This window comes from Limnohabitans sp. Jir72 (genome assembly GCF_003063575.1).
Lineage (GTDB): Bacteria > Pseudomonadota > Gammaproteobacteria > Burkholderiales > Burkholderiaceae_C > Limnohabitans_A.
Genome location: NZ_NESC01000001.1, coordinates 1 through 21,397, shown reverse-complemented (window position 1 = coordinate 21,397; position 21,397 = coordinate 1). Strand labels below are relative to the sequence as shown.

The 21,397-nt window shown below is 59.8% G+C and carries 19 protein-coding genes and 1 tRNA gene; 13 read left to right on the top strand and 7 right to left on the bottom strand.

Annotation, left to right across the window (positions count from 1 at the left end; translation table 11 throughout):
• Nucleotides 1-380: 380 nt before the first annotated feature.
• Both B9Z52_RS00100 and B9Z52_RS00095 read right to left on the bottom strand, forming a co-directional pair.
• Nucleotides 381-914, bottom strand: a complete 534-nt coding sequence (locus B9Z52_RS00100; protein WP_108411858.1) for a flavodoxin family protein — start codon at nucleotides 912-914, stop codon at nucleotides 381-383.
• 38 nt (nucleotides 915-952) lie between these two features.
• Entirely contained in the window at nucleotides 953-1,654 is a 702-nt protein-coding gene (locus tag B9Z52_RS00095; protein ID WP_108411857.1) for a pirin family protein, read from the bottom strand.
• Nucleotides 1,655-1,762: 108 nt separating this feature from the next.
• Here B9Z52_RS00095 and B9Z52_RS00090 point away from each other — a divergent pair, with 108 nt between their 5' ends.
• The 5 genes from B9Z52_RS00090 (at nucleotide 1,763) to B9Z52_RS00070 (ending at nucleotide 6,385) form a co-directional block, all read left to right on the top strand.
• On the top strand, nucleotides 1,763-2,701 hold the full coding sequence (locus B9Z52_RS00090; RefSeq protein WP_108411856.1) for a LysR family transcriptional regulator: 939 nt from the start codon (nucleotides 1,763-1,765) through the stop codon (nucleotides 2,699-2,701).
• A gap of 9 nt (nucleotides 2,702-2,710) precedes the next feature.
• A complete protein-coding gene (locus B9Z52_RS00085; RefSeq protein WP_108411855.1) occupies nucleotides 2,711-3,757 on the top strand; it encodes an NAD(P)/FAD-dependent oxidoreductase in 1,047 nt (348 codons plus the stop codon).
• Between the two features lie 6 nt (nucleotides 3,758-3,763).
• Nucleotides 3,764-4,654, top strand: coding sequence for a tRNA glutamyl-Q(34) synthetase GluQRS (gene gluQRS / locus B9Z52_RS00080; RefSeq protein ID WP_108411854.1), 891 nt, complete (start codon nucleotides 3,764-3,766; stop codon nucleotides 4,652-4,654).
• Nucleotides 4,655-4,722: 68 nt separating this feature from the next.
• A complete protein-coding gene (gene trmB, locus B9Z52_RS00075; protein WP_108411853.1) occupies nucleotides 4,723-5,457 on the top strand; it encodes a tRNA (guanosine(46)-N7)-methyltransferase TrmB in 735 nt (244 codons plus the stop codon).
• A gap of 1 nt (nucleotide 5,458) precedes the next feature.
• Nucleotides 5,459-6,385, top strand: coding sequence for a pseudouridine synthase (locus tag B9Z52_RS00070; protein ID WP_108411852.1), 927 nt, complete (start codon nucleotides 5,459-5,461; stop codon nucleotides 6,383-6,385).
• Between the two features lie 90 nt (nucleotides 6,386-6,475).
• Here B9Z52_RS00070 and B9Z52_RS00065 read toward each other — a convergent pair whose 3' ends face one another.
• The 3 genes from B9Z52_RS00065 to alaS all read right to left on the bottom strand — a co-directional run bounded on the left by B9Z52_RS00065 (nucleotide 6,476) and on the right by alaS (nucleotide 10,999).
• Entirely contained in the window at nucleotides 6,476-7,585 is a 1,110-nt protein-coding gene (locus B9Z52_RS00065; RefSeq protein ID WP_108411851.1) for a transglutaminase-like domain-containing protein, read from the bottom strand.
• 158 nt (nucleotides 7,586-7,743) lie between these two features.
• On the bottom strand, nucleotides 7,744-8,268 hold the full coding sequence (locus tag B9Z52_RS00060; RefSeq protein ID WP_108411850.1) for a TlpA disulfide reductase family protein: 525 nt from the start codon (nucleotides 8,266-8,268) through the stop codon (nucleotides 7,744-7,746).
• A 79-nt stretch (nucleotides 8,269-8,347) separates the two neighbouring features.
• Nucleotides 8,348-10,999: an alanine--tRNA ligase gene (gene alaS, locus B9Z52_RS00055; protein ID WP_108411849.1), complete on the bottom strand. Its 2,652-nt coding sequence runs from the start codon at nucleotides 10,997-10,999 to the stop codon at nucleotides 8,348-8,350.
• Nucleotides 11,000-11,121: 122 nt separating this feature from the next.
• Here alaS and B9Z52_RS00050 point away from each other — a divergent pair, with 122 nt between their 5' ends.
• The 5 genes from B9Z52_RS00050 to B9Z52_RS00030 all read left to right on the top strand — a co-directional run bounded on the left by B9Z52_RS00050 (nucleotide 11,122) and on the right by B9Z52_RS00030 (nucleotide 17,511).
• The gene (locus B9Z52_RS00050; protein WP_158270477.1) at nucleotides 11,122-13,212 is read left to right on the top strand and encodes an RHS repeat-associated core domain-containing protein; all 2,091 of its coding nucleotides are present in this window, start codon (nucleotides 11,122-11,124) and stop codon (nucleotides 13,210-13,212) included.
• 2 nt (nucleotides 13,213-13,214) lie between these two features.
• Nucleotides 13,215-13,784 (top strand): hypothetical protein, encoded by a 570-nt coding sequence (locus B9Z52_RS00045; protein WP_146182745.1) that lies wholly within the window; start codon nucleotides 13,215-13,217, stop codon nucleotides 13,782-13,784.
• Entirely contained in the window at nucleotides 13,768-14,151 is a 384-nt protein-coding gene (locus B9Z52_RS00040) for a hypothetical protein (protein WP_108411846.1), read from the top strand. Before B9Z52_RS00045 ends, B9Z52_RS00040 begins: the two co-directional genes overlap by 17 nt.
• Nucleotides 14,152-14,355: 204 nt before the next feature.
• A complete protein-coding gene (locus tag B9Z52_RS00035; RefSeq protein WP_108411845.1) occupies nucleotides 14,356-15,570 on the top strand; it encodes a CsgG/HfaB family protein in 1,215 nt (404 codons plus the stop codon).
• Between the two features lie 462 nt (nucleotides 15,571-16,032).
• The gene (locus B9Z52_RS00030; protein WP_108411844.1) at nucleotides 16,033-17,511 is read left to right on the top strand and encodes an NAD-dependent succinate-semialdehyde dehydrogenase; all 1,479 of its coding nucleotides are present in this window, start codon (nucleotides 16,033-16,035) and stop codon (nucleotides 17,509-17,511) included.
• 65 nt (nucleotides 17,512-17,576) lie between these two features.
• Here the strand turns inward: B9Z52_RS00030 and B9Z52_RS00025 are convergent, their stop codons facing one another.
• A complete protein-coding gene (locus B9Z52_RS00025) occupies nucleotides 17,577-18,599 on the bottom strand; it encodes a tripartite tricarboxylate transporter substrate binding protein (RefSeq protein WP_108411843.1) in 1,023 nt (340 codons plus the stop codon).
• 155 nt (nucleotides 18,600-18,754) lie between these two features.
• Here B9Z52_RS00025 and B9Z52_RS00020 point away from each other — a divergent pair.
• Nucleotides 18,755-18,828: transfer RNA gene (locus B9Z52_RS00020), tRNA-Gly, on the top strand.
• 59 nt (nucleotides 18,829-18,887) lie between these two features.
• Nucleotides 18,888-19,676: a plasmid replication/partition related protein gene (locus B9Z52_RS00015; RefSeq protein ID WP_108412309.1), complete on the top strand. Its 789-nt coding sequence runs from the start codon at nucleotides 18,888-18,890 to the stop codon at nucleotides 19,674-19,676.
• Here the strand turns inward: B9Z52_RS00015 and B9Z52_RS00010 are convergent.
• Entirely contained in the window at nucleotides 19,670-20,578 is a 909-nt protein-coding gene (locus B9Z52_RS00010) for a RodZ domain-containing protein (RefSeq protein WP_108411842.1), read from the bottom strand. The two genes, B9Z52_RS00015 and B9Z52_RS00010, sit on opposite strands and share 7 nt — an antisense overlap.
• A 188-nt stretch (nucleotides 20,579-20,766) precedes the next feature.
• Here B9Z52_RS00010 and B9Z52_RS00005 point away from each other — a divergent pair, with 188 nt between their 5' ends.
• Entirely contained in the window at nucleotides 20,767-21,297 is a 531-nt protein-coding gene (locus B9Z52_RS00005) for a helix-turn-helix domain-containing protein (protein ID WP_108411841.1), read from the top strand.
• Nucleotides 21,298-21,397 lie beyond the last annotated feature (100 nt).

Below are 21,397 nucleotides of genomic sequence, written 5' to 3'. Positions count from 1 at the left end.
TGCAGACGCACCAATGCAAGAAAATAAAAAAAACGTGGAAGTTGGGGCTGCACCCAGAAGTCACCGGACACATGGGCCGGGGGCGCGTTGCAGGCCTACAGTTGCAGGCCTTTTATAGGGTCTGGCGCTGCGCTGCGCCACGAATTTAGGACATGCCCCGCATCAGACAGGGCGGCACAGGCGCTGTGCATTCCAGCCTGCTGAAAGAGCCTTTTCAAAACAGCCCCTCAGGTCCATTCAGTGCGATGCCCGAGTTTGGGCCTAGCAGGCACAGAAAAAAAACCGCACTGGCTTGAACAATGGAGAAAACCAATCCCCTGAAAAAGCCACCCGCTTTAGACAGCGAGACGGCTCCTGGATGGGCCCCAGGAGCCGGGCACTCAAGCGCGCAGTTTGGTGGCCACAGCAGCCACTCGCTCGCCATAAGCTTTGGCGGTGTCCAGGTCGCCCTGTGGGATATCTTCCGCAGGGCTGGTCGGGCCCACTTGCGCCATCACACCGGAGTTGGAGCCGATGCGGTTGATGTTGCCGTCGTTCATGGAAGGCTGACCCACCCAGACCATGCCTTGCTGCATGGCCAGGGTGATGAAGTACTGGATGGTAGACAGCTTGTCGCCACTGGGGCTGGCCGAGATGGTGAAGCCGCCAGCGACCTTGTCTTTCCAGGCGCTGGTGAACCAACGCTTGGAGGTGGCGTCGGCAAACTTCTTGAACTGCCAAGAGGCCATGCCCATGTAGGTGGGCGAGCCAAAGATGATGGCGTCAGCCGCGTCCAGTGTGGCCCAGTCAGCCTCGGTGATGTTGCCGTCGGCGTCGATGGCGATGGTTTGGGCGTTCGCGCCCTGGGCCACAAATTGGGCCACGCGCTGGGTGTGGCCGTAGCCGGAATGGAAAACAACAACAGTTTTAGCCATGAGAAAACTCCTTTAAAAAGACAGAGAAGAAAGAAAAATCAGGCAGCCAAGTCAAACACCAGGACTTCTGCATCCTGGCCATGGCTGAGGGTCAATGAGGGTTCAGCCTGCAGCATGGCGGCGTCACCGGCGCTCAGACTGTGGCCATTGACCTGCAAAGCGCCACGCACCAAAAACACATAGGCTTTGCGGGATGAATCCAGCGCCAGCTGCGCGGTTTCAGCGCCGGTGAACAGGCCCGCGTACATGCGGGCATCGGCGTGGATTTTGACCGTGTGCTCACCGACTTCAGGTGCGGCCACCAGCGCCAGCTGGCCGCGCTTGGCGCTGTCGGGCACCGTTTTTTGCTCGTAGCCGGGCTCAATGCCCGTCACATTGGGCTCGATCCAGATTTGCAAAAAGTGGGTCTGCTCGCCCTTGGCGTGGTTGAACTCGCTGTGCTGCACGCCGCGGCCCGCGCTCATGCGCTGAACATCGCCAGGCGGGATGCCTTTGACGTTGCCCATGCTGTCTTGGTGGGCCAAGTTGCCTGTGAGCACGTAGCTGATGATTTCCATGTCGCGGTGGCCGTGGGTGCCAAAACCGGTGCCTGGTGCGATGCGGTCTTCGTTGATGACGCGCAGATTGCCCCAGCCCATGTGGGCCGGGTCAAAGTAGTTGGCGAACGAAAAACTGTGGAACGACTTGAGCCAGCCGTGGTCGGCGTAGCCGCGTTCAGTGGATTTGCGCAGTGTCAGCATGTCTGTTCCTTTGTATTCAAGAGCATGACTGTAAGCAAACAGCCCGACCGTGCGGTGCAATCCATTTGCTGGCATCATTCAAACCAATTGAATCCTCATACCCCCATCATGCAAACTCCCCGCGATTGGTTGACCCCCGAAGCCCTGACGATGCTGGTGACCATCGACCAAGCGGGCAGCTTTGCCGGCGCCGCTCGGCAGCTGGGCCTGGTGCCCAGCGCCTTGACCTACCGGGTGCGCCAGCTTGAAGACGCGCTGGACGTGTTGCTGTTCGACCGGTCTTCGCGTCAGGCCCGCCCCACAGCGGCGGGCCAAGCCCTGCTGCGCGAGGCCAAACGCCTGTTGGACGACATGGACGCGGTGGCCAACCGGGTGCGCCGCGTGGCCACAGGCTGGGAAGCGGTGCTCACCATCGCGGTGGACAGCCTGATTGCCCGCCCGGTGGTGATGGACTTGTGCGCTGCGTTTTTGGACCTCAAGACCCCCACACAACTGCGGCTGCGTTACGAGACGCTCTCTGGCACCTTGACGGCGCTCACCTCTGGCCAAGCCGATCTGGCCCTGGGCGTGGTGCTGGAGCCAGGCACGGGTTCTGACATCCAGCACCAGGTGCTGGGCAAGGTGGCTTTTGTTTACGCCGTCGCCGCCCACCACCCTTTGGCCTGCGCCACAGAGCCACTGACCCCAACCCAGTTGCAGCAACACCGGGCGGTGGCCGTGGCCGATTCGGTCAGCCGGGGCGCAGGCCTGACCATCGGCCTGGTGGAAGGCCAAGACGTGTTCACCGTGCCAGACATGGACAGCAAACTGGACGCCCAACTGCGTGGGCTGGGTGGGGGTTTTTTGCCCGAGACCATGGCGCAAGCCTTCATCGACAAAGGCTTGCTGGTGGCCAAGCGCGTGCAAAGCCAGCGCGTGGCCACCGTGCAGTGCGCGTGGCGCGACAGCAAGGAAGCCCCGGCGGGTCAGGCGCTGCGCTGGTGGTTGTCGCAATTGGAACGCCCGGCCACGCGGGACGCATTGCTCGCCCCAGTGCATCGCGTGTAGAGTAGGGTCATGAACACACAAAACATCGCCATCATCGGCGTCGGCATGGCCGGCGTGGTTTGCGCACGGACATTGCGCCAAGCCGGTCACCAAGTGACCCTGTTTGAAAAAAGCCGGGGACTGGGCGGTCGGATGGCCACGCGTGCCAGTGCCTTTGGCAGCTTTGACCATGGCACCCAGTACTTCACGGTGCGCGACCCGCGCTTTGAATTGGCGCTGGGCACGGTGCCCGGCTTGTGCAAACCCTGGAGCGCCAACGCCGTGCGCGTGCTGGACCCCAATGGCCGGGTGATCGAAGCGGGTCTGCCCGGCGGCGAGCGCCACTGGGTGGCCACGCCGGGCATGAACGGTCTGGTCAAAGCCTGGGCCGAGCCGCTGGTGGAAGACAACAATGTGTTGCTGCAAACCCGCGTGACGCAAATCAGTGCCGACCCGTTCCAGAAAAACAGCTGGCAGCTGCACACCGAAGCCGATGACGGCGCAGTGCATGTGTATGGCGGCTTTGACAAAGTGATCCTGGCAATTCCGCCTGCGCAGGCGACCGATCTGCTGCGGGCCTCGCAGCTGAACGACCTGGCCGAGCCTTTGAAGGATGTGCGGGTTGATCCCTGCTGGACGCTGATGGTGGCCTACCCCCAAGCGGTGCAGCCCGGTCTGATCACGATTGGGCCCCAATGGAACGCTGCCCGCAGCACCCACCACCGCATCGCCTGGATGTCACGCGAATCGTCCAAACCCGGCCGCGAACGCATCGAGCGCTGGACCGTGCAAGCCAGCGCCCCTTGGTCGGCCGAGCACATCAACGACAGCGCGGACCGCATCAGCGGCAAGCTGCTCAAGGCCTTTGCCGAGATCAGCGGCATCCGCGCCACACCGGCCCAGGCCGAGGTGCACCGCTGGCTGTACGCCAAAACCGCTGTGCCTCTGGGTCAAAGCCACTTGTGGTTCAAGGACCAGGGCATTGGCCTGTGTGGCGATTGGTGCCTGGGCCACCGGGTCGAAGACGCTTTTGTCTCGGGTCTGGAGCTGGCACTGTCGGTCCTGAAAAAACGCTGATCCCGCATGGGTGTGAGGTACACAGGCCGGTTCGCGCCCTCGCCTACCGGCCTTTTGCATTCTGGCTCGCTGGTGGCGGCCTTGGCCAGCTGGCTGGACGCACGCGCCCACGCAGGCCGCTGGCTGGTGCGCATCGAGGATGTGGACACGCCCCGCTGCGTGCCAGGCGCCGATCACCGCATCCTTGCGCAACTGGCCCAATGCGGCTTGCAGCCGGACGAAGCCCCCCTCTGGCAAAGCCAGCGGGGTGACACTTACCAAGCGGCGCTGGACACGCTGATCGCGAAAGGCTGGGCCTACCCCTGCGGCTGCTCCCGCAAGGAGATAGAAGCCGCCCAAAGCCAGGCCGTGGCCCGGCACCATGCGGCGGTCTATCCCGGCACTTGCCGCCAAGGGCTGCAAGGCAAAACCGCTCGGGCCTGGCGGCTCCATGTGCAGGCCGTTCAGCAGGCTTTGGAGCTGCCCGCATTGACCCACTGGCAAGACCGCCGATTGGGCGCGCAAAACCAAAACGTGAGCGAAGCGGTCGGCGACTTTGTGCTGCGCCGGGCTGACGGCCTGTGGGCCTACCAACTGGCGGTGGTGGTGGACGATGCGGCGCAAGGCATCACCCATGTGGTGCGCGGCGAAGACCTGGCCGACAACACCGCACGTCAAATCGTGCTGCAACACGCCTTGGGCCTGCCCACCCCGCAATACCTGCACACGCCGCTGGTGCTGGGCGCCAATGGCGAAAAACTGAGCAAACAAAACGGCGCGCAAGCACTGGACCTGAACGCGCCACTGACAGCGCTCAACCAGGCGGCGCAGGCGCTGGGCTTGGCAGCGGTGCCGGCCGAGACGCGTATTCCTCAAGCATTGAGCCAGTGGTGTCAGGACTGGGCCACCCGCAACTGATGCCTGACAGGCTTGCAATGCACGACCAACCGCGATAATCAGGGCTTACGCGAAACACTGACCGCCCCATGACCACGCCAGAAAACCAGACGACCGCCACGCCGACCCCGCCCGCAGAGGCACCTTTCATGCGCACCATCAAAACCTATGTGCTGCGTGCAGGCCGCATGGGCTCTGGCCAGGTGCGTGCTTTCGATCAGTTCGGCCCGCAGTTCCTCGTGCCTTACAGCGCAGAGCGCTTGGATGTGCAGGCCGCGTTTGGCCGCAGTGCGCCCTTGATTTTGGAAATCGGTTTTGGCATGGGCGACGCCACCGCCAAGATCGCGCAGGTGCGCCCCGATGACAACTTCCTGTGCTGCGAAGTGCACGAGCCCGGCGTGGGCGCTTTGCTCAAGCGCTGCGGCGAAGAAAGCATTGGCAACATCCGCATCGTGCAACACGACGCCGTGGAGGTGATGGACCACATGCTGGGCACAGACAGCCTGGACGGGGTGCACATCTTTTTTCCGGACCCTTGGCACAAAAGCCGCCACCACAAGCGCCGCCTGATCCAGTCGCCTTTTGTGCAGCGCTTGGCACAGCACATCAAACCCGGCGGCTACCTGCACCTGGCCACCGACTGGCAACCCTATGCCGAGCAGATGCTGGCCGTGGTCAGCGCAGAACCGCTGCTGGCCAACACCGCCAGCGCAGACGCTGGTGGCTTCGCCACCAAGCCAGACTATCGCCCGCTGACCAAATTTGAAAACCGCGGCCTCAAGCTGGGCCACGGCGTGTGGGACTTGGTGTTCCGCCGGGTCTGACATGACCCGCTCGGGACGCGTTGCCCAAATGCCTGTGCACGAGGGCGTGAGCGCCAGCGTGGTGTCGGTTCCGGCTGGGCACTGGCCCAGCTTGCTCGACTTTTTGGCCCAACGCATGCCCGGCATCCCACGCGATGAATGGGCGCAGCGTCTCAGCCAAGGCTTGGTGCTGCAAGAAAGCGGGCAAAGCGCCCAAGTTGACCAAGCCTGCCAGGCTGGGCAGCGCTTTTTTTATTACCGCAACGTGGCCGACGAACCACGCCTGCCCGTGCAGGCGGCGGTCTTGTTCGAAGACGATCACCTGCTGGTGGCAGACAAGCCGCATTTCATGCCCGTCACGCCGTCTGGGCCCTATGTGCAGCAATGTCTCTTGGTGCAACTCAAACGGCTGACGGGCCACGCCGACCTCGTGCCCTTGCACCGGATTGACCGCGAAACGGCAGGCCTGGTGCTGTTTGGCAAACGCCTGCACGAGCGCGATGCTTACCACGCCCTGTTTCGAGACCACCAGATTCACAAGCGTTACCACGCCGTGGCCGCGCACTGCGCAAACCTGGCGCTGCCAAGCGTGCACACCAGCCGCTTGGCCGAAGACCCGGCGCATTTTTTCAAAATGCGCGAAGTACCGGGTGAGGCCAACAGCGAAACAAGCATCGCTGTGTTGCACCAAGAAGGCCAGCGGGCCTTGTACCAGCTCGAACCCGTCACCGGCAAACGCCACCAGCTGCGTGTGCACATGAACGCGCTGGGCATCCCCATCGAGGGCGATCAGTTCTATCCCCATGTGCTGCGCGGCCCGGACGAAGCGGAGGATTTCAAGCGCCCCTTGCAGTTGCTGGCACAGGCGGTGGCATTCACCGACCCCTTGACGGGCGAGCACCGCAAGTTTGAGAGTCGGCTGCAACTGAGCATGACGCACAAGCTGTAGCGGACAGCTCAACCCAGCAAAAAGCCCCTGCATGCGCTTCGCTTGCAGGGGCTTTTTCAGCCACACCTCTGTTTGGTACTCAATTGGGCATCAAGCTTTCACTTCGGTCGCTGTGATGGTGTACTTGAAGGCGTCGGGCGAATAAGAGTCCAAACGGCCCTCTTCGGTTTCGGCAATCGGGTACATCAAAAAGTTGAGCTTGTCGCCTTTGGAGCCCGGCAAGCGCAAGTCGTGCACCGTGTTCCAGGCCAGCCAGTTGCCTTCCCAGCCGCCCAGCAGGTGCTTGTACACGGGTGCCACCACGGGGTGGTCGGTGGTCTTGAGCCACTCAGCAGTCTCCAAACGCATGACTTTGGCCACATCGGCCGGGTCTGCAGCCACCCAACCGTGGGCTTGCAGGTACACCTCGGCGCGGCAGTGTTGTGCCCCTTTGAGGCTGTTCGGGTTGCCCGACAGTTCTTTGTAGCCAAAAGCCGATGGCGCCAGGCGCAGGCCGTACACATCGCGGGCAGGCAGACCCACCGCGCGGCACAGGCCCACAAACAAGGCGTTCAGATCGGCGCATTTGCCGCCCAGGTTGCCGGTCTCGAGCATGGTCTTGATGTCGCCTTCGCCGCAACCGCGCACTTTGGGCTCGCGGTAGGCGTTGCGCACCACCCAGTCATAGATGGCGCGGGCTTTTTGTTCGTCGGTTTTGGCGCCTTGGGTGGCTTTCAAGGCGGTGGTGCGCACAATGCCATCGAGCGGCAGCATCTGGGTGGCACGGGTGAAGTAACGCAGCGTGTCGGCCGCTTCAGGTGAGGTGTTGCGCGCTGTCAGTTCGGCGGCGCGGTTTTGGGTTTGCACGCGGCTGGTGATCTCGATCACGGGGCGCACGCCTGCTGCAAATTCAGCGGACACGAAACGGGTGCCTTCTTGGCCATCGCTGGCCATGCGGGCCTGGCCATTGCTGCTGATGCGGGTGTCCAGGGACTGCTGCCAAGCGGTGTCCACACTGGGCACGGGCAGCCAAATGCGGGTGGCACCTTGGGGGTCAGCGATCTCCACGCGGGTGGTCACGTCAAAAGTGCGCCAAGTGCCGACTTGGGGCGCAAAGCGTCGTTGTGCATCGGGGGATTGGGCGTGCAGCCAAGTGGGGGTCGCGAAAAGCGCGCCCAAGGCGGCACCGCCTTTGAGCAAGGAACGGCGAGCGGTCGTCATGAAGAAACTCCGGTGTAGGGGCAAGACCTGTCGGCACACACGAGGCGCCACCTGTGCAGGTGGATCGCCAATGCCCCGAAGGCAGGTCAACTGGCGCACAGCGCGCACAGCTGCGGCGATTATCCTTGATGCAAGCTCCAGCGGCTGCGCAGGTCGTTTCAGCGCAGGCGCTGCAGGTCCTTGATCCAAGCCTCGGCCTGCAAGCCGTCCCAGTCCAGATCGCCCAGCACCCGCCAACGGGCCTGACCATCAGGCGCGATCAGCACCGTGGTGGGGTACACGCGCACGCCCCACTGCCGAGCCAAATCCCCGCGTTCATCCAGCACCACGGGCAAGCTCAAGTTGCGTTGATTCAAAAAAGCCTGCACCCGGCTCTTGGGCTCTTTGACATTGACCGCAATCACCACGGGTGGCTGAGGCGAATCGTGCAAGTCTTGCAAGGTGGGCATTTCCTCTTTGCAAGGTGCGCACCAGGTGGCCCAAAAATTGAGCACCACCACACGGCCTTTCAAGGCGGCACTCGTCCACATGCGGCCTTGCAGGTCTTGCAGATTCAAGACCGGCGACGCCGTCTTCGCAGGCCAGGCTTGCTTGTCGAACTGCGCCCAAGCACTGAGGGGAACAAGCGTGAACACAGCCGCCAGCAAGCCTCTTAGGGCCAAGTTCACAAGCGAGCAGTTCATGGTCAAGCGGCTGGTTTCACAGTTTCAATGAAAAAGGCGCGCCCGCCAAAGCAGGAGCGCCTTTCGCGAATGGGGTCGATCAAACCCGCTCAGTCACCCAAGCCTGAACGCTGGCCAAGGCTGCGGGCAAGGCAGCGGGGTTGGTGCCCCCGGCCATGGCCATGTCGGGCTTGCCGCCGCCTTTGCCGCCCACTTGGGCCGCCACAAAGCTGGCCAGCTCACCGGCTTTGACTTTGCCGGTGGTGTCGGCGGTCACGCCAGCGGCGATCTGCACCTTCTCGCCATCCACTGCCGTCAAGACGATCACGGCAGTTTTCATCTTGTCCTTGAGCTTGTCCATGGTGTCGCGCAAGGTTTTAGCGTCGGCCCCTTCGAGCTTGGCCACCAACAGCTTGATGCCTTTGACATCCACCGCTTGCGTCATCAACTCGTCGCCCTGGGCCGAAGCCAGCTTGCCTTTGGCGGCAGCCAGTTCTTTTTCGAGCGCTTTGACTTGGTCCAGCACCTGCGCGATGCGGTTGTTCAGCTCGGCAGGCTGGGCCTTGAGCGAGCCTGCAGCTTGCGTCACGGTGTCTTCGAGCGATTGCAGATAAGCCAAAGCATTGGCACCGGTCACGGCTTCGATGCGGCGCACGCCTGCGGCCACGCCGCCTTCGCTGACGATCTTGAACAGGCCAATGTCACCCGTGGCTTTGACGTGGGTACCGCCGCACAATTCGCGGCTGGAGCCGATGTCGAGCACACGCACGGTCTCGCCGTACTTCTCGCCAAACAGCATCATCGCGCCAGTTTTTTGGGCGCTTTCAATGTCCATCACACGCGCTTGTGCCGCAGCGTTGGCCAAGACTTCGGCGTTGACTTGGGCTTCGATCTGACGGATCTCAGCGTCGGTCACAGGCGCGTTGTGCGCAAAGTCAAAACGGGTGCGCTCGGCATTCACCAAACTGCCCTTTTGCTGCACATGGGTGCCCAGCACTTCGCGCAGGGCTTTGTGCATCAGGTGGGTGGCGCTGTGGTTGCGCACGGTGGCGGCGCGTAGGCCCAAGTCCACATGGGCTTGCACCGCGTCGCCCACCTTGAGGCTGCCGGATTTGACTTCACCGTGGTGGCCAAACACATCGGCCTTGATCTTGAGGGTGTCGGCCACATTGAACTGGCCGCCCGCGTTGTTCAGCACGCCTTGGTCGCCCACCTGACCGCCGGACTCGGCGTAGAACGGGGTCGTGTCCAGCACGACCACGCCCGCTTGCCCAGCCTTCAGCTCGGTCACAGCATTGCCATCGGCATACAAAGCCAGCACTTTGGCGTTGGCCGTCAGGTCTTCGTAGCCCACAAAGTCGTTGCCAGCGCCGGAGTAGTCCAGCGCCTTGTCCATCTTGAACTTGCCGGCTGCCCGGGCTTGGGCTTTTTGCTTTTCCATGGCGGTGGCAAAACCGGCTTCGTCCACGCTCAAACCGCGTTCGCGGCAGACGTCGGCAGACAGGTCGAGCGGGAAGCCATAGGTGTCGTGCAGCTTGAAAGCCACTTCGCCGGGCAGCACTTTTACGCCACCGTCCAGAGCCGCGTCCAGAATTTGCATGCCGCTTTGCAGGGTCTCAAAGAAGCGCTCTTCTTCCACACGCAAAACGTCGGCAATGCGGTCGGCCTGATTGGCCATGTTGGGATACGCCGCGCCCATGAGCTGGACCAGATCGGGCACCAGCTTGTGGAAAAACGGTTTTTTCTGGCCCAGCAAATACCCGTGGCGAATGGCGCGGCGGATGATGCGGCGCTGCACGTAACCACGGCCTTCGTTGCTCGGCACCACGCCGTCGCTCACCAAGAACGATGTGGCGCGAATGTGGTCAGCGATCACGCGCAGGCTCTTGTGGTTCAGGTCGGTGCAGCCAGTCTCTCGGGCAGCGGCCTTGATCAACGCGTCAAAAATGTCGATTTCGTAGTTGCTGTGAACGTGCTGCAAGATGGCGGCCAAGCGCTCCAAGCCCATGCCCGTGTCCACGCACGGTGCGGGCAGCGGCGTGACGGCACCGGTTTCGTCCATGTTGAACTGCATGAACACGTTGTTCCAGATTTCGATGAAGCGGTCGCCGTCTTCATCGGGGCTGCCGGGTGGGCCGCCGGGAATGTGGTCACCGTGGTCGTAAAAGATTTCAGAGCAAGGGCCGCAGGGGCCGGTGTCGGCCATCATCCAGAAGTTGTCGGACTTGTAGCGGGCGCCTTTGTTGTCACCGATGCGGATGATGCGGGTTTCCTGCACGATGCGCTCAGGCGTCCAGCCTGCTTTGACAAAAATGTCTTGCCAAATGCCATAGGCCTCATCGTCTTCCATGTACACCGTGGCGTAAAGCTTGTCGGCAGGCAGCTTGTAGACCTCGGTCAGCAGCTCCCAGGCCCATTGCAGCGATTCGCGCTTGAAGTAGTCGCCAAACGACCAGTTGCCCAGCATCTCGAAGAAAGTGTGGTGGCGGGCGGTGTAGCCCACGTTCTCCAGGTCGTTGTGCTTGCCACCGGCGCGCAGGCAGGCCTGAACGGAGGCCGCACGCACATACGAGCGCTTGTCGGAGCCCAAAAACACGTCCTTGAACTGGACCATGCCCGAGTTGGTGAACATCAGGGTCGGGTCGTTGCCCGGCACCAAGGGGCTGGAGGCTACCACGGTGTGACCTTTGGACGCAAAAAAGTCCAAAAAGGTCTTGCGGATGTCGGCAACGGAAATAACAGGTTGGCTCATGGCAATAAGAGAGTGTGAACCGGGCTGCGGCACCCAGGCAAAAAGTAAGCCGCTTGATTATAGGGAGCCACCGCTCACCGCAATCAGACTCACACGGATAAAGAATGCTTAATAATTCAAAAATGAAAACCGGACAATTCATTTTTGACAGCTTGCGTTCGCACCTCAAAGCTCGCCATCTGACCTATCGCCACATCGCCGAGAAATTGGGCGTATCGGAGCAAACCAAAGCACAAGGCAACGGGCAAATTGACGGGCAAGGCCAAGCCACACTGGCCACCACCTACAACCTCAACGGCCAACCCGAACAAGTGGGCACCGCCCAAGGCCCGCGCCGCTACAACTGGGACGCACTGGGGCGCCTGACGCAAGTGCGCCAAGGCGACCAAGCACTGGCCCGCTACGCCTACGACCACCGCGGCCTGCGAACCACCAAAACCGTCAGCGGCTCTGGCTCAGCAAACACCACCACCCACACCCTCTACAACGAGTCCCGTCAGCCCTTGGCCGAACTCAACGCACAAGGCCGCATCACCCGCCAATACATTTGGCTGGCCGACAGGCTGCTGGCCGTCATGGACTCAGACTCAGGGCTCACCCCCGCCAGTGCTGCTGATACCGCAAACACCGCACACAGCCAGCCCTTGGCGCAAGAAGTGCCCCTCACGCAAGACCTGTGGGCACTGGTGGTGAGCTGGGGCCAAGTCATGGGCAGCGCAGTGACCGAGCACCCCTGGCAGCTGACCTTCATCCACAGCAACCACCTGGGCGCACCCGAGCTGGCCACCAACGCCCAAGGCCTGCCCGTCTGGGCAGCTGATTACGCGCCATTTGGGGGAGCAACGGTGCGGACATTCGCATCGGCTAAAGGTTCTGAAAACACCGGCTCTGCATCACGCACCTTCACCCTGCACATCCGCCTGCCCGGCCAAGTGTGGGACGAAGAAACCGGCCTGCACTACAACCGCCAGCGCTACTACGCCCCTGAGCGGGGCCAGTACCTCAGCCCCGACCCGCTGGGCCAACCTGACGGCCCCAACGCTTACCTCTACGCAGCGGGAAATCCGCTCACCTTCATAGACCCCGATGGGCTCATTCTGTTTGCGTTTGATGGGACGGGAAATAGCAATGACCAGGCCGCGCTCGATGAACTGGGCAACGGCATCTCGAACGTGTGGCAGTTTCGCCAGCTTTATGCCGACGGAAATAGGCGCTACGTCACTGGTGTCGGTACGCGCCACCGTGAAACCGACCCGCAGTTTGGCGGCGATATCCATTGGAGCTGGGGTAACACCTCGACCGTGGACATGGGTGGCAATTTCACGGGCCCACAGCGCATCGAGCGGATGGTCGCTTACTTCAATGCGGAGGCAGAGCTTTTCTCTGAAAACTCCAAATTGATGGATGTGGACATTGTCGGATTTAGCCGTGGCGCAGCCGAGGCACGTGATTTTGCGAACCGCATCAATGCCAACACGAAAAACGGTCAATACAGCTACACCACCACGGTCGATGGCAAGCAGGTGCAGCACTGCCAGATGATCAACTTCCGCTTCATGGGGCTGTGGGACACGGTGTTATCAACCAACCTCAGCGGCACCAGCTACAACATGACGGTCATCCCCGGCTTTCAGCATGTGGCACAAGCCGTGGCCCTCAACGAGTACCGTGGCGACACCTTCAGACGTTTGCCCAATTCCACGGGCGCGTTTCCGCTGGAGTCGATCATGGGCACCGCAGTGCCTGTTGGCCAGACCCGCATTGAGATGGGCTTCATCGGCTCGCATGCGGATATCGGGGGTGGGTTTCAGAATCAGGAGAATGGTTTACCCCTTGTGACCTTGAACTGGATGATTGAGCAAGCAAAAGATGCAGGGGTGAAGATAAATGATCCAATCAGAAATCAAGTTGACTCCAATCCAGTCCTCCACGACAAGACCGACAACCAGTATTGCCTGAATGGCCCTGGCTGCAGCGAAGACCGGGCGGTGCACGGCGGCAGTGGTGGCACGCAGCGCCAAATGACCGGCACCACCATGACCTATGCCGATACGGGGCAGTTTGTCAGTTACTACCCGCCCCAGCTCAACAGCGATGGAACACAAACCCGCACACCCCAAAGCGATCAGAGCACAGGCACAGTGGACATGACCGCTTATCTGAAATGGTTGCGGGACAACGGCTACGAACTTGGAAACCTGAAGGTGCAATGACCATGCCAAACATCAAACGATTTTTTGTAAAAACATTGGCGCTGTTGCCTGTGGCCGCCTTACTGAGCGCCTGCAACGTCACCGCAATGGGCCAGCGCCCGCCCCTCAGCCCCACCCAAAAACGCATGGACGGCATGGGCCTGACCCTGGTGGTGGACGCCGTGGAAGGCGCAGAAATGCTGGGCGTGGAGTTTTTTGCTGACGGCAATGAGTTTCCGTTTTATGCCCGTTCTCTGCAAAGAAAAACAGGAAGAGCCATCATGGCCTTCCCCAGTGGGGTGGTGCCGGAAAGGGTGCGGGTGACTTGGAGAAAAAATGCATCAGAAGGTTTCTACGACAAACAAGGCCGTATACGCTACAGCGCCCCCATCGTTGGCGACTACACCTTCCCAGTTGCCAGCCGCATCCCCGACGATGTAGTCCGAGAAATCCGCAAAAACGGTGGTGGCTTGCGCTTGAAGTTTCGTCTCAAGCCAGACGGCGTGCTGTTCGGCTGGGACATTGAGCGCTTTTCTGGTGGCTTGCCCAGGCACAGCATGCCGGGTGGGGACTTTCTTGAAACTTGGTATTGAGCCAAGGCATCTCCAAGGAACGGGCCACTGGCTGCATCACCCTCGCAACGGCCAGCAACAAGTCACAGGGCTGACCCTCAGCCCCGTACAACGCCCCTGGCTGCGCACCCTCGCGCCTGAACGCACCATCGCCACCAACCTGCGCCGCGACCTCGCTGGCTTAGCCCACCTGCAAGCAGGCAACAGCATCACCACCGACTGGCAACGCAGCTACGATGCCAGCCTGGCACGCACCGAGCAACGCCTGATGGCCCAGCAAGTGCAACAAGGGCAAGGCTTCACCCAACCCCAAAGCGAACTGCACCAAGGCATCACCGCCATCCGCTTTGACAAGCAGGGACGACAGACCGCCGGTCAGGCCTGCTGAGGGCATTCAAATAAATCTGCATCGCTTACCCACAGCGCATAAGCCTCAGAACACAAACCCCAAATTGGTACGCTCCTATCCCCATGGTTCTGCACGCACAGAACGAGAAAGATGTACTTTTCCGTCTAAAAAATATTTTTAAGTGAATTAAAATTAAAACATATTGCTTAATTACTGTATTCATCAACTCAGGAAGGATTTCTCATGCAACCCAATTACCCGCGCATTCAACTCTCTGCCTTTGGCCTGACTTTGCTGGTGTTTGGTCTGCTGGGCAATGTGCCCACACAAGCGCAAACAGGCTCTGGGGGTAAGGAGGGCAATATTGAAAAATGCGAACGCAATCTGGGTACGCTTGCCGTAGCGGAACCCCAAAGCCATGTACTGGCCAGTCTAGGCCAATACAAACTGGGCTCGCCCAGCACCATGCTGCGAATGATTGCCCAAGAGTCGGGGTGTTTCACGGTGGTAGAGCGCGGTGTGGCCATGCAAAACATCCAGCAAGAACGCGCACTCGCCAGTGGAGGCTTGCTCCAGCAGGATGCCAATATGGGAGGAGGACAACTGCAAGCGGCCGATTTCGTGCTCTCCCCCAGTCTGCAATTCTCTGGCGGTACAGGGGGAATAGGGGCAGCAGTAGGCGGATTGTTGGGCCGCATGGGAGGTGCCCTCGGTGCGCTGGGCGGGTTAGCCGGTGGTTTGAGCTTCAAGGAAGCTGAGACCACATTGTTGCTTGCTGATGTGCGCTCAGGAATTCAGGTGGCCAGTGCCGAAGGACAAGCCAGCAAAATGGACTTCAGCTTGGGGGGCTGGGGCTGGGGCGGCTTTGGCTGGGCCAGCGCGGGTGGCTATTCGAAAACACCAGAAGGAAAATTGCTGGCAGCCAGCTTACTGGACAACTTCAATCGCATCGTTCAGCAAGTGCGCAACAAACCCTTGTTGGTGCAGGCCACTTCCGCCTCGTCTCAGGTCAATGCGCAGCTCTCTACACGTGCGACACCAATGGCTCATGCCATGCCTGTACAAACGGCGGTGGTGGTGCAGCCAACGACTGTCGTGGTTGCCCAGAATGGCTATGCCTCCAATGCTTCTCCTCTTGCTGGCGCGTTCATGAAGGCCGCGGGACTGTATACGGGTCGATTTGCAGGCCAACTCTCTGGCGCTTTCTCGCTGCAGCTGAGCCCTGATGGCAAACTCAATGGCTGGGTTCAACCTGAAAACCAGGCCCAATTCGCGCTGTCAGGACAAATCAACAACACCAACGGCGATTTCACTTTGGGGGGGAGCACGGGTCCGGACCATGCCATGGCCATGGGGCGAATGGACCTGAACCAATTTATGATGCAAGGACAGTGGTTTTTGAGCAAGCCCACGGGTGGTGCTCCGCATGCGAATGGGAGTTTTGCAGGCAAACGCTGAAAATCATTGGATTGACTATTGGGCAGGTCTCACGGGTTTCACCGCACGAGAGATCAAGCCCAAACACAAAAGCGAAAACGAAAGCCACAACACTGGAGCGTCTCCCCAACGGGCGTAACCTGTCTGTCCCGTCATGGGTTGAACCCAGCCGCTCAGAGAGCCTTGTTGGCCCGCGGACAAATGGCCTTTAACTGTCCCGAGGTGATCGATATGGGCCGTGACTCCCGTGTTTGCTGCACGCAATACGGGTCGCCCACCCACTTCAGATTAGACGGCATCTTCTGGCTGGTCATAAACATCCTTGCAATAAGCCACGCACAATGAGCACTGATTTTTTGAATACCAATTAACTCACAAAAAAGCGGGGTATCGGTGCGCAAGCCCTACGGGTTTTCTGGCGAGCGTCTAAAAACCGTGGCACACTTAAATCGATTAACTGGTTAACTAAATGAAGGCACGATCATGGACATGAAGACATCGCCCCTCGCACTGCTGAACGACCCTAGCCTGCTTAAAACAGACTCGCTGATCAACGGCCAGTGGGTCGCGGGCAGCCAGCGCTTTGACGTGACCGACCCCGCCACGGGTGGGCACTTGGCCAGCGTGGCGAACTTGGGCGCAGCGCAAGCCGAAGCCGCCATTGCCGCGGCCAACGCGGCCTGGCCCGCCTGGCGCGCCAAGACCGCTAAGGAACGCAGCATCATTCTGCGCAAATGGTTTGACCTGTTGATCGCCAACACCGAAGACTTGGCCCGCCTGATGACCGCCGAAAACGGCAAACCCATCGCCGAGTCGCGTGGCGAAGTGGCCTACGGCGCCAGCTTTGTGGAGTGGTTTGCCGAAGAGGCCAAACGCATCAATGGCGAAACCCTGCCCCAGTTCGACAACAACCGCCGCCTGCTGGTGCTGCGCCAGGCCATTGGCGTGTGCGCGGCCATCACGCCCTGGAACTTCCCGCTGGCCATGATCACCCGCAAAGTGGCCCCGGCGCTGGCGGCAGGCTGCCCGGTGATCATCAAACCCGCCGAACAAACGCCGCTCACAGCCCTGGCCGCCGCCGAGCTGGCGATTCGCGCCGGCATTCCGGCGGGCGTGCTCAACATCATCACCGCCGACGGTCCGCAAAGCATCGCCATTGGCAAGGCCCTGTGCGCCAGCGACGTGGTGCGCCACATCAGCTTCACCGGTTCCACCGAAGTCGGCCGCATCCTGATGGCGCAGTCGGCCCCCACCGTCAAAAAAATGTCCTTGGAACTCGGCGGCAACGCGCCTTTCATCGTGTTTGAAGACGCCGACATCGACAGCGCCGTGGAAGGCGCTTTTGCCAGCAAGTACCGCAACGCGGGCCAGACTTGCGTGTGCTCCAACCGCATTTATGTGCAGGAATCGGTGTACGACGAATTCGCCGCCAAGTTCACGGCCAAGGTCCAAACCGCCAAGGTCGGCAACGGCTTTGAAGACGGCGTCAACCAGGGGCCGCTGATCGAGCCCTCAGCCCTCGACAAGGTCGAGCGCCATGTGAAAGACGCGATTGCCAAAGGCGGCCGCGTGCTGACCGGTGGCAAGCGACTGGATGGCCAGTTCTTCGAGCCCACCGTGATCGCCGACGCGACGGCAGACATGGTTTGCGCCCGTGAAGAAACCTTCGGTCCCTTCGCGCCGATCTTCAAGTTCAAGACCGAGCAAGAAGCGATTGATGCGGCCAACAACACCGAGTTTGGTCTGGCCAGCTACTTCTACAGCCGCGACGTGGGCCGCATCTTCCGCGTGAGCGAAGCGCTGGAATACGGCATGGTCGGCATCAACGTTGGCATCCTGGCCACCGAGCATGTGCCCTTTGGTGGGGTCAAGCAGTCGGGCCTGGGCCGCGAAGGCTCCAGCCACGGCATCGACGACTATGTGGAGATCAAGTACCTCTGCGTGGGCGACATCTTGAAATGAAAAAAGCCGCCAGACAAACTGGCGGCTTTTTACGTCTTGAGATCAGGCACCTTCGGGTGCCTTTTTCATGTCTTCTTGGCCAAGCCCAAGCGCTCGATGGTGGCGCGCTCGGCTTCAAACGTGCGCTGTCCGTAGCGGGTGTATTCCTCGGTGCCCATGTAGATCACGGGCTGGAAAAAGCGGTCTAGCGTCTCCAGAACCTTGGGGTCCTCCAATGTTTTCTTGAACGCATCGTGCAGCACCCGCACCACGGCCGGGTCCATGCCCTTGGGTCCACCAATGCCAAATGGCGATTCGGTGATGGTGTCCCAGCCGCTTTCCTTGACGGTGGGCACATCGGGAAAAGCTTTGGTGCGGTTGCGCCCCAGTGTGGCCAGCAAACGCAGCTTGCCTTCTTTGACAAAAGGCGCAAATTCCGTGGTGCCGCTCATCACACGGATGTGCCCACCCAGGATGGCCTGCATCAATTCTGCAGAACCTTTGTAGGGCACATGGTTCAGGACAATGCCCGCTTTTTGCGCGAACTCTTCAACGGCCAAATGGGGTGTGGTGCCGGTGCCCGTGCTGCCGTACTCCAGCTTGCCTGGATTGGCCTTGGCATAGGCCACCATTTCCTTGAGCGTCTTGAAAGGTGAATCCATCGTGGCCACCAGGCCGAAGGTGTAGCCGGTCAAACAAGCAATGTGTGTGAGGTCCTTGACGGGGTCAAACGGCATTTTCTGCATGTGCGGCAAGCGGTACACGCCCAGAGGCAGCTGTGTGAGCATGTAGCCATCGGGCCTGGCGTTCACCATGGCGGTGGCGCCCAGCGTGCCCCCAGCGCCTGGCCGGTTGTCCACAATGACCGACACGCCCAGTGCGCGCGAAGCACTCTCGGCGAAGGCGCGCATGACCGCGTCACTGCTGCCGCCAGGCGGCCAAGGTGCAATCAAGGTGATGGGCTTGGTGGGAAACTTGTCTTGCGCCCAAGCTGGTCCGCTGATGAGCGCTGGAGCGCTCAAGCCAGCCAAGATGCCTGCCATGCCTTGCAAGGTTTTGCGACGTTGTGCATCGGTGGTTTCAATCGGGGAATGGAGATCAGTGGTCATGCTCAAAAACTTCTGTGGACTCAAAACCCCAAGTTATGCGAAGCTGGCTGACTCGTCCACCGGGTAAGCCAGAACAATGGTTCCAAATCGTCACCCGTGAGACTGCCAATGCGGTCGGAGTACCTCACTGAGTACAACGTACAATCACATCCATCGCGGGTGTCGTTCAATGGTAGGACTCTTGCTTCCCAAGCAAATAACGTGGGTTCGATTCCCATCACCCGCTCCAACTTCAAGAAGGCCCCGCAAGGGGCCTTCGGCATTTCCGAAGCAGACAAAGCCCCCACCATGAACATCACCGTCAACGAAAAACTCAAGGCCTACATCGATCCCTTGACCCCCGATGAGCACAAGGCATTGGAGCGCAGCATCCTGGCCGAAGGTTGCCGCGATGCACTGGTCTTGTGGGGTGATGTGCTGGTGGACGGGCACAACCGCTATGGCATCTGCCAAAAACATGGCCTGCCCTTTCAGACCGTTCAGAACACACGGTTCCAGTCGATGGAAGATGTGCACCTGTGGATGATCGACCAGCACCTGGGCAGGCGCAGCGTCTCGGACTTTCAGCGTGGCGTGCTGGCTTTGCGAAAGCGCGAGATCCTCGAAGAACGCCGCCTTGCAGCCGCAGCGGAAAATGCCTCACCGCCCGCCGATGCTGGCGCCGAGCCGAACAGCACAGAACCCTTGAAAAGCCGCTCCGACATCGCCAAAGCCGCTCGGCTGAGCAGCAGCCAGGTCATGCAGATCGAAAAGATCCAAAAGCAAGCCGCGCCCGAGTTGGTGGCTGCGGTCAAAGCGGGAACAATTTCCATCAACGCTGCAGCGGCTGTGGCCACCTTGCCCACTGAAGATCAAAAAAGTGCCGTCTTGGGTGGCAAGGACGAACTCAAGCAAGCGGCCAAGCGCGTGCGTGAAATCAAGCTCAAACCGGCAAAAGAAGAAGCACCGAGTGACGCAAGCTCAACGAATGAGCGCTTGGCAGACCTGCAACTGCGCCTGCAAGCACTGACCGAAGAAAATCACCGCTTGCGCCAGCAAGTGCTTGAACTTCAAACCCAACTGAATGCTGTTCAATAAGCGCCAGGCACCTCTTCCAGGGTGAAGGACTTTTGCCCGCCCTCTGGCCAACGCATGCGCTGCCCCTGGAAAAACAATTGAAGCGCCGCAGTTTCACCGACGTGCAACTTCCATGGCGGCGCACCAAAAAAACTGCGCGACTCTTGCGCCTTGAGGTTGACCGCGATTTTTTTCCCTGAAGCATCTTGCACACACACAGAGGTATCGACATTGGCCACCAAATAAACCACTTTACCCGCCTTGTTGGGCGCAGAAGCTTTCAGTGGAGCAGTCGTCACTTCGAGGGTGCACAAAGCTTCTGCGGGCGAAACACTGGTCACCTCGGACATGGCAAGGACGGGCAAATCAACCGTTGCAGCAGCTTCGCTGACAGGGACAACAGCGGGCACAGTCAAGGCATCGGACACTGGCGGCGTTGCAGGAGCGGCAATGTGCCACTCAAACTCAAACAGTGATTTTTGAAAAGACCAGAGCAAGGCCGTCACAACACAAAGCGCCAAAACTGGCCACAGCCACTTGACTCGGAAAAAAGCACGCCCTTGGCCAACTTGTTGGGCACGCGCTTGCTTTTGAAGGAGTTGCGCCAGGTCTTCCATGACTTGCTTGTCGTGCACGTCATTCGTGGTTGCGGTTGCGGTTGCGGTTGCGCTGTCTTGGGCCGCGACCAAAGCATCCAAATCCGCGCCAAGAGCGCGTGCAACTTTTTTGGCTGCATTCGCTTTGATGGCCTCCGAGTAAAACAAAGCCTTTTCACCGGGTGCCAACCGATCAGACTCCAATTGCCGCAACTGGGCCACAGACAAATTGACCCTTCGTGCAATCGCCGAAATCTCCATGGATTTGGCTTCTCGCAAATTGCGCAATAGCTCACCACTGATGCGGTTTGACTTTTCGAATGACATGGAATTAATTTAAACCCAGTTTGTGTATCCGTTAATCTTTCTAACTATAAACGAGGCATGTATTAAATTCAATCAATTTAAGACTTTTATATTTTTTAAATAACATATTTATTCAAATAATAAAAAGCCGCAATAAATGAACTGCACCCCAAAAGTTGGACACCAATCCAACCTTTGGGGTGTTTTTCATGACGAAGTACGACGAGAAATTTAAAAAATCTGTTGTTCAAGATTACTTAGCCGGTGGCGGTGGCTACACAAAGCTTTCTGCCAAGTACGGAGTCAATGATGGACAGATACGGCATTGGGTGGGCGCCTTTCTTCAAAACGGCGATAGTGGGCTAACCAAGAAGTCCAGTCATTACAGCGCTGAATTTAAGCTGCGTGTCCTAGAGCACATGTGGCGCGAAGAGCTTTCGTTTAACCAGACCATTCACTTGTTTGATCTGCGCGGGGGCACTGGAGTTGTCTCGGATTGGGAGCGCAAGTACCATGAGGGCGGTATCACAGCATTAGCTCCCAAGCCCCGAGGGCGCCCAAAACCGATGAAACCTCCCGAACCCACTACGCCCTCTAGCGAGCAGCCCGTGCAGGACAAAACGTTGCAAGAGCTGCAACGCGAAAATGAGTACTTGCGAGCGGAGGTGGCTTATCTAAAAAAGTTGGATGCCTTAGTTCGAGCCAAGCAGCAGGCTGCGCAGACAAAGCGAAAGCCCTGATCGAACTAAGGCAGCATCACCCCTTGGCCACTTTGCTCCAGGTGGCCGAGCTGCCTCGCAGCACGTTTTACTACCAAGTCAAGGCGCTGCAAAGGGATGA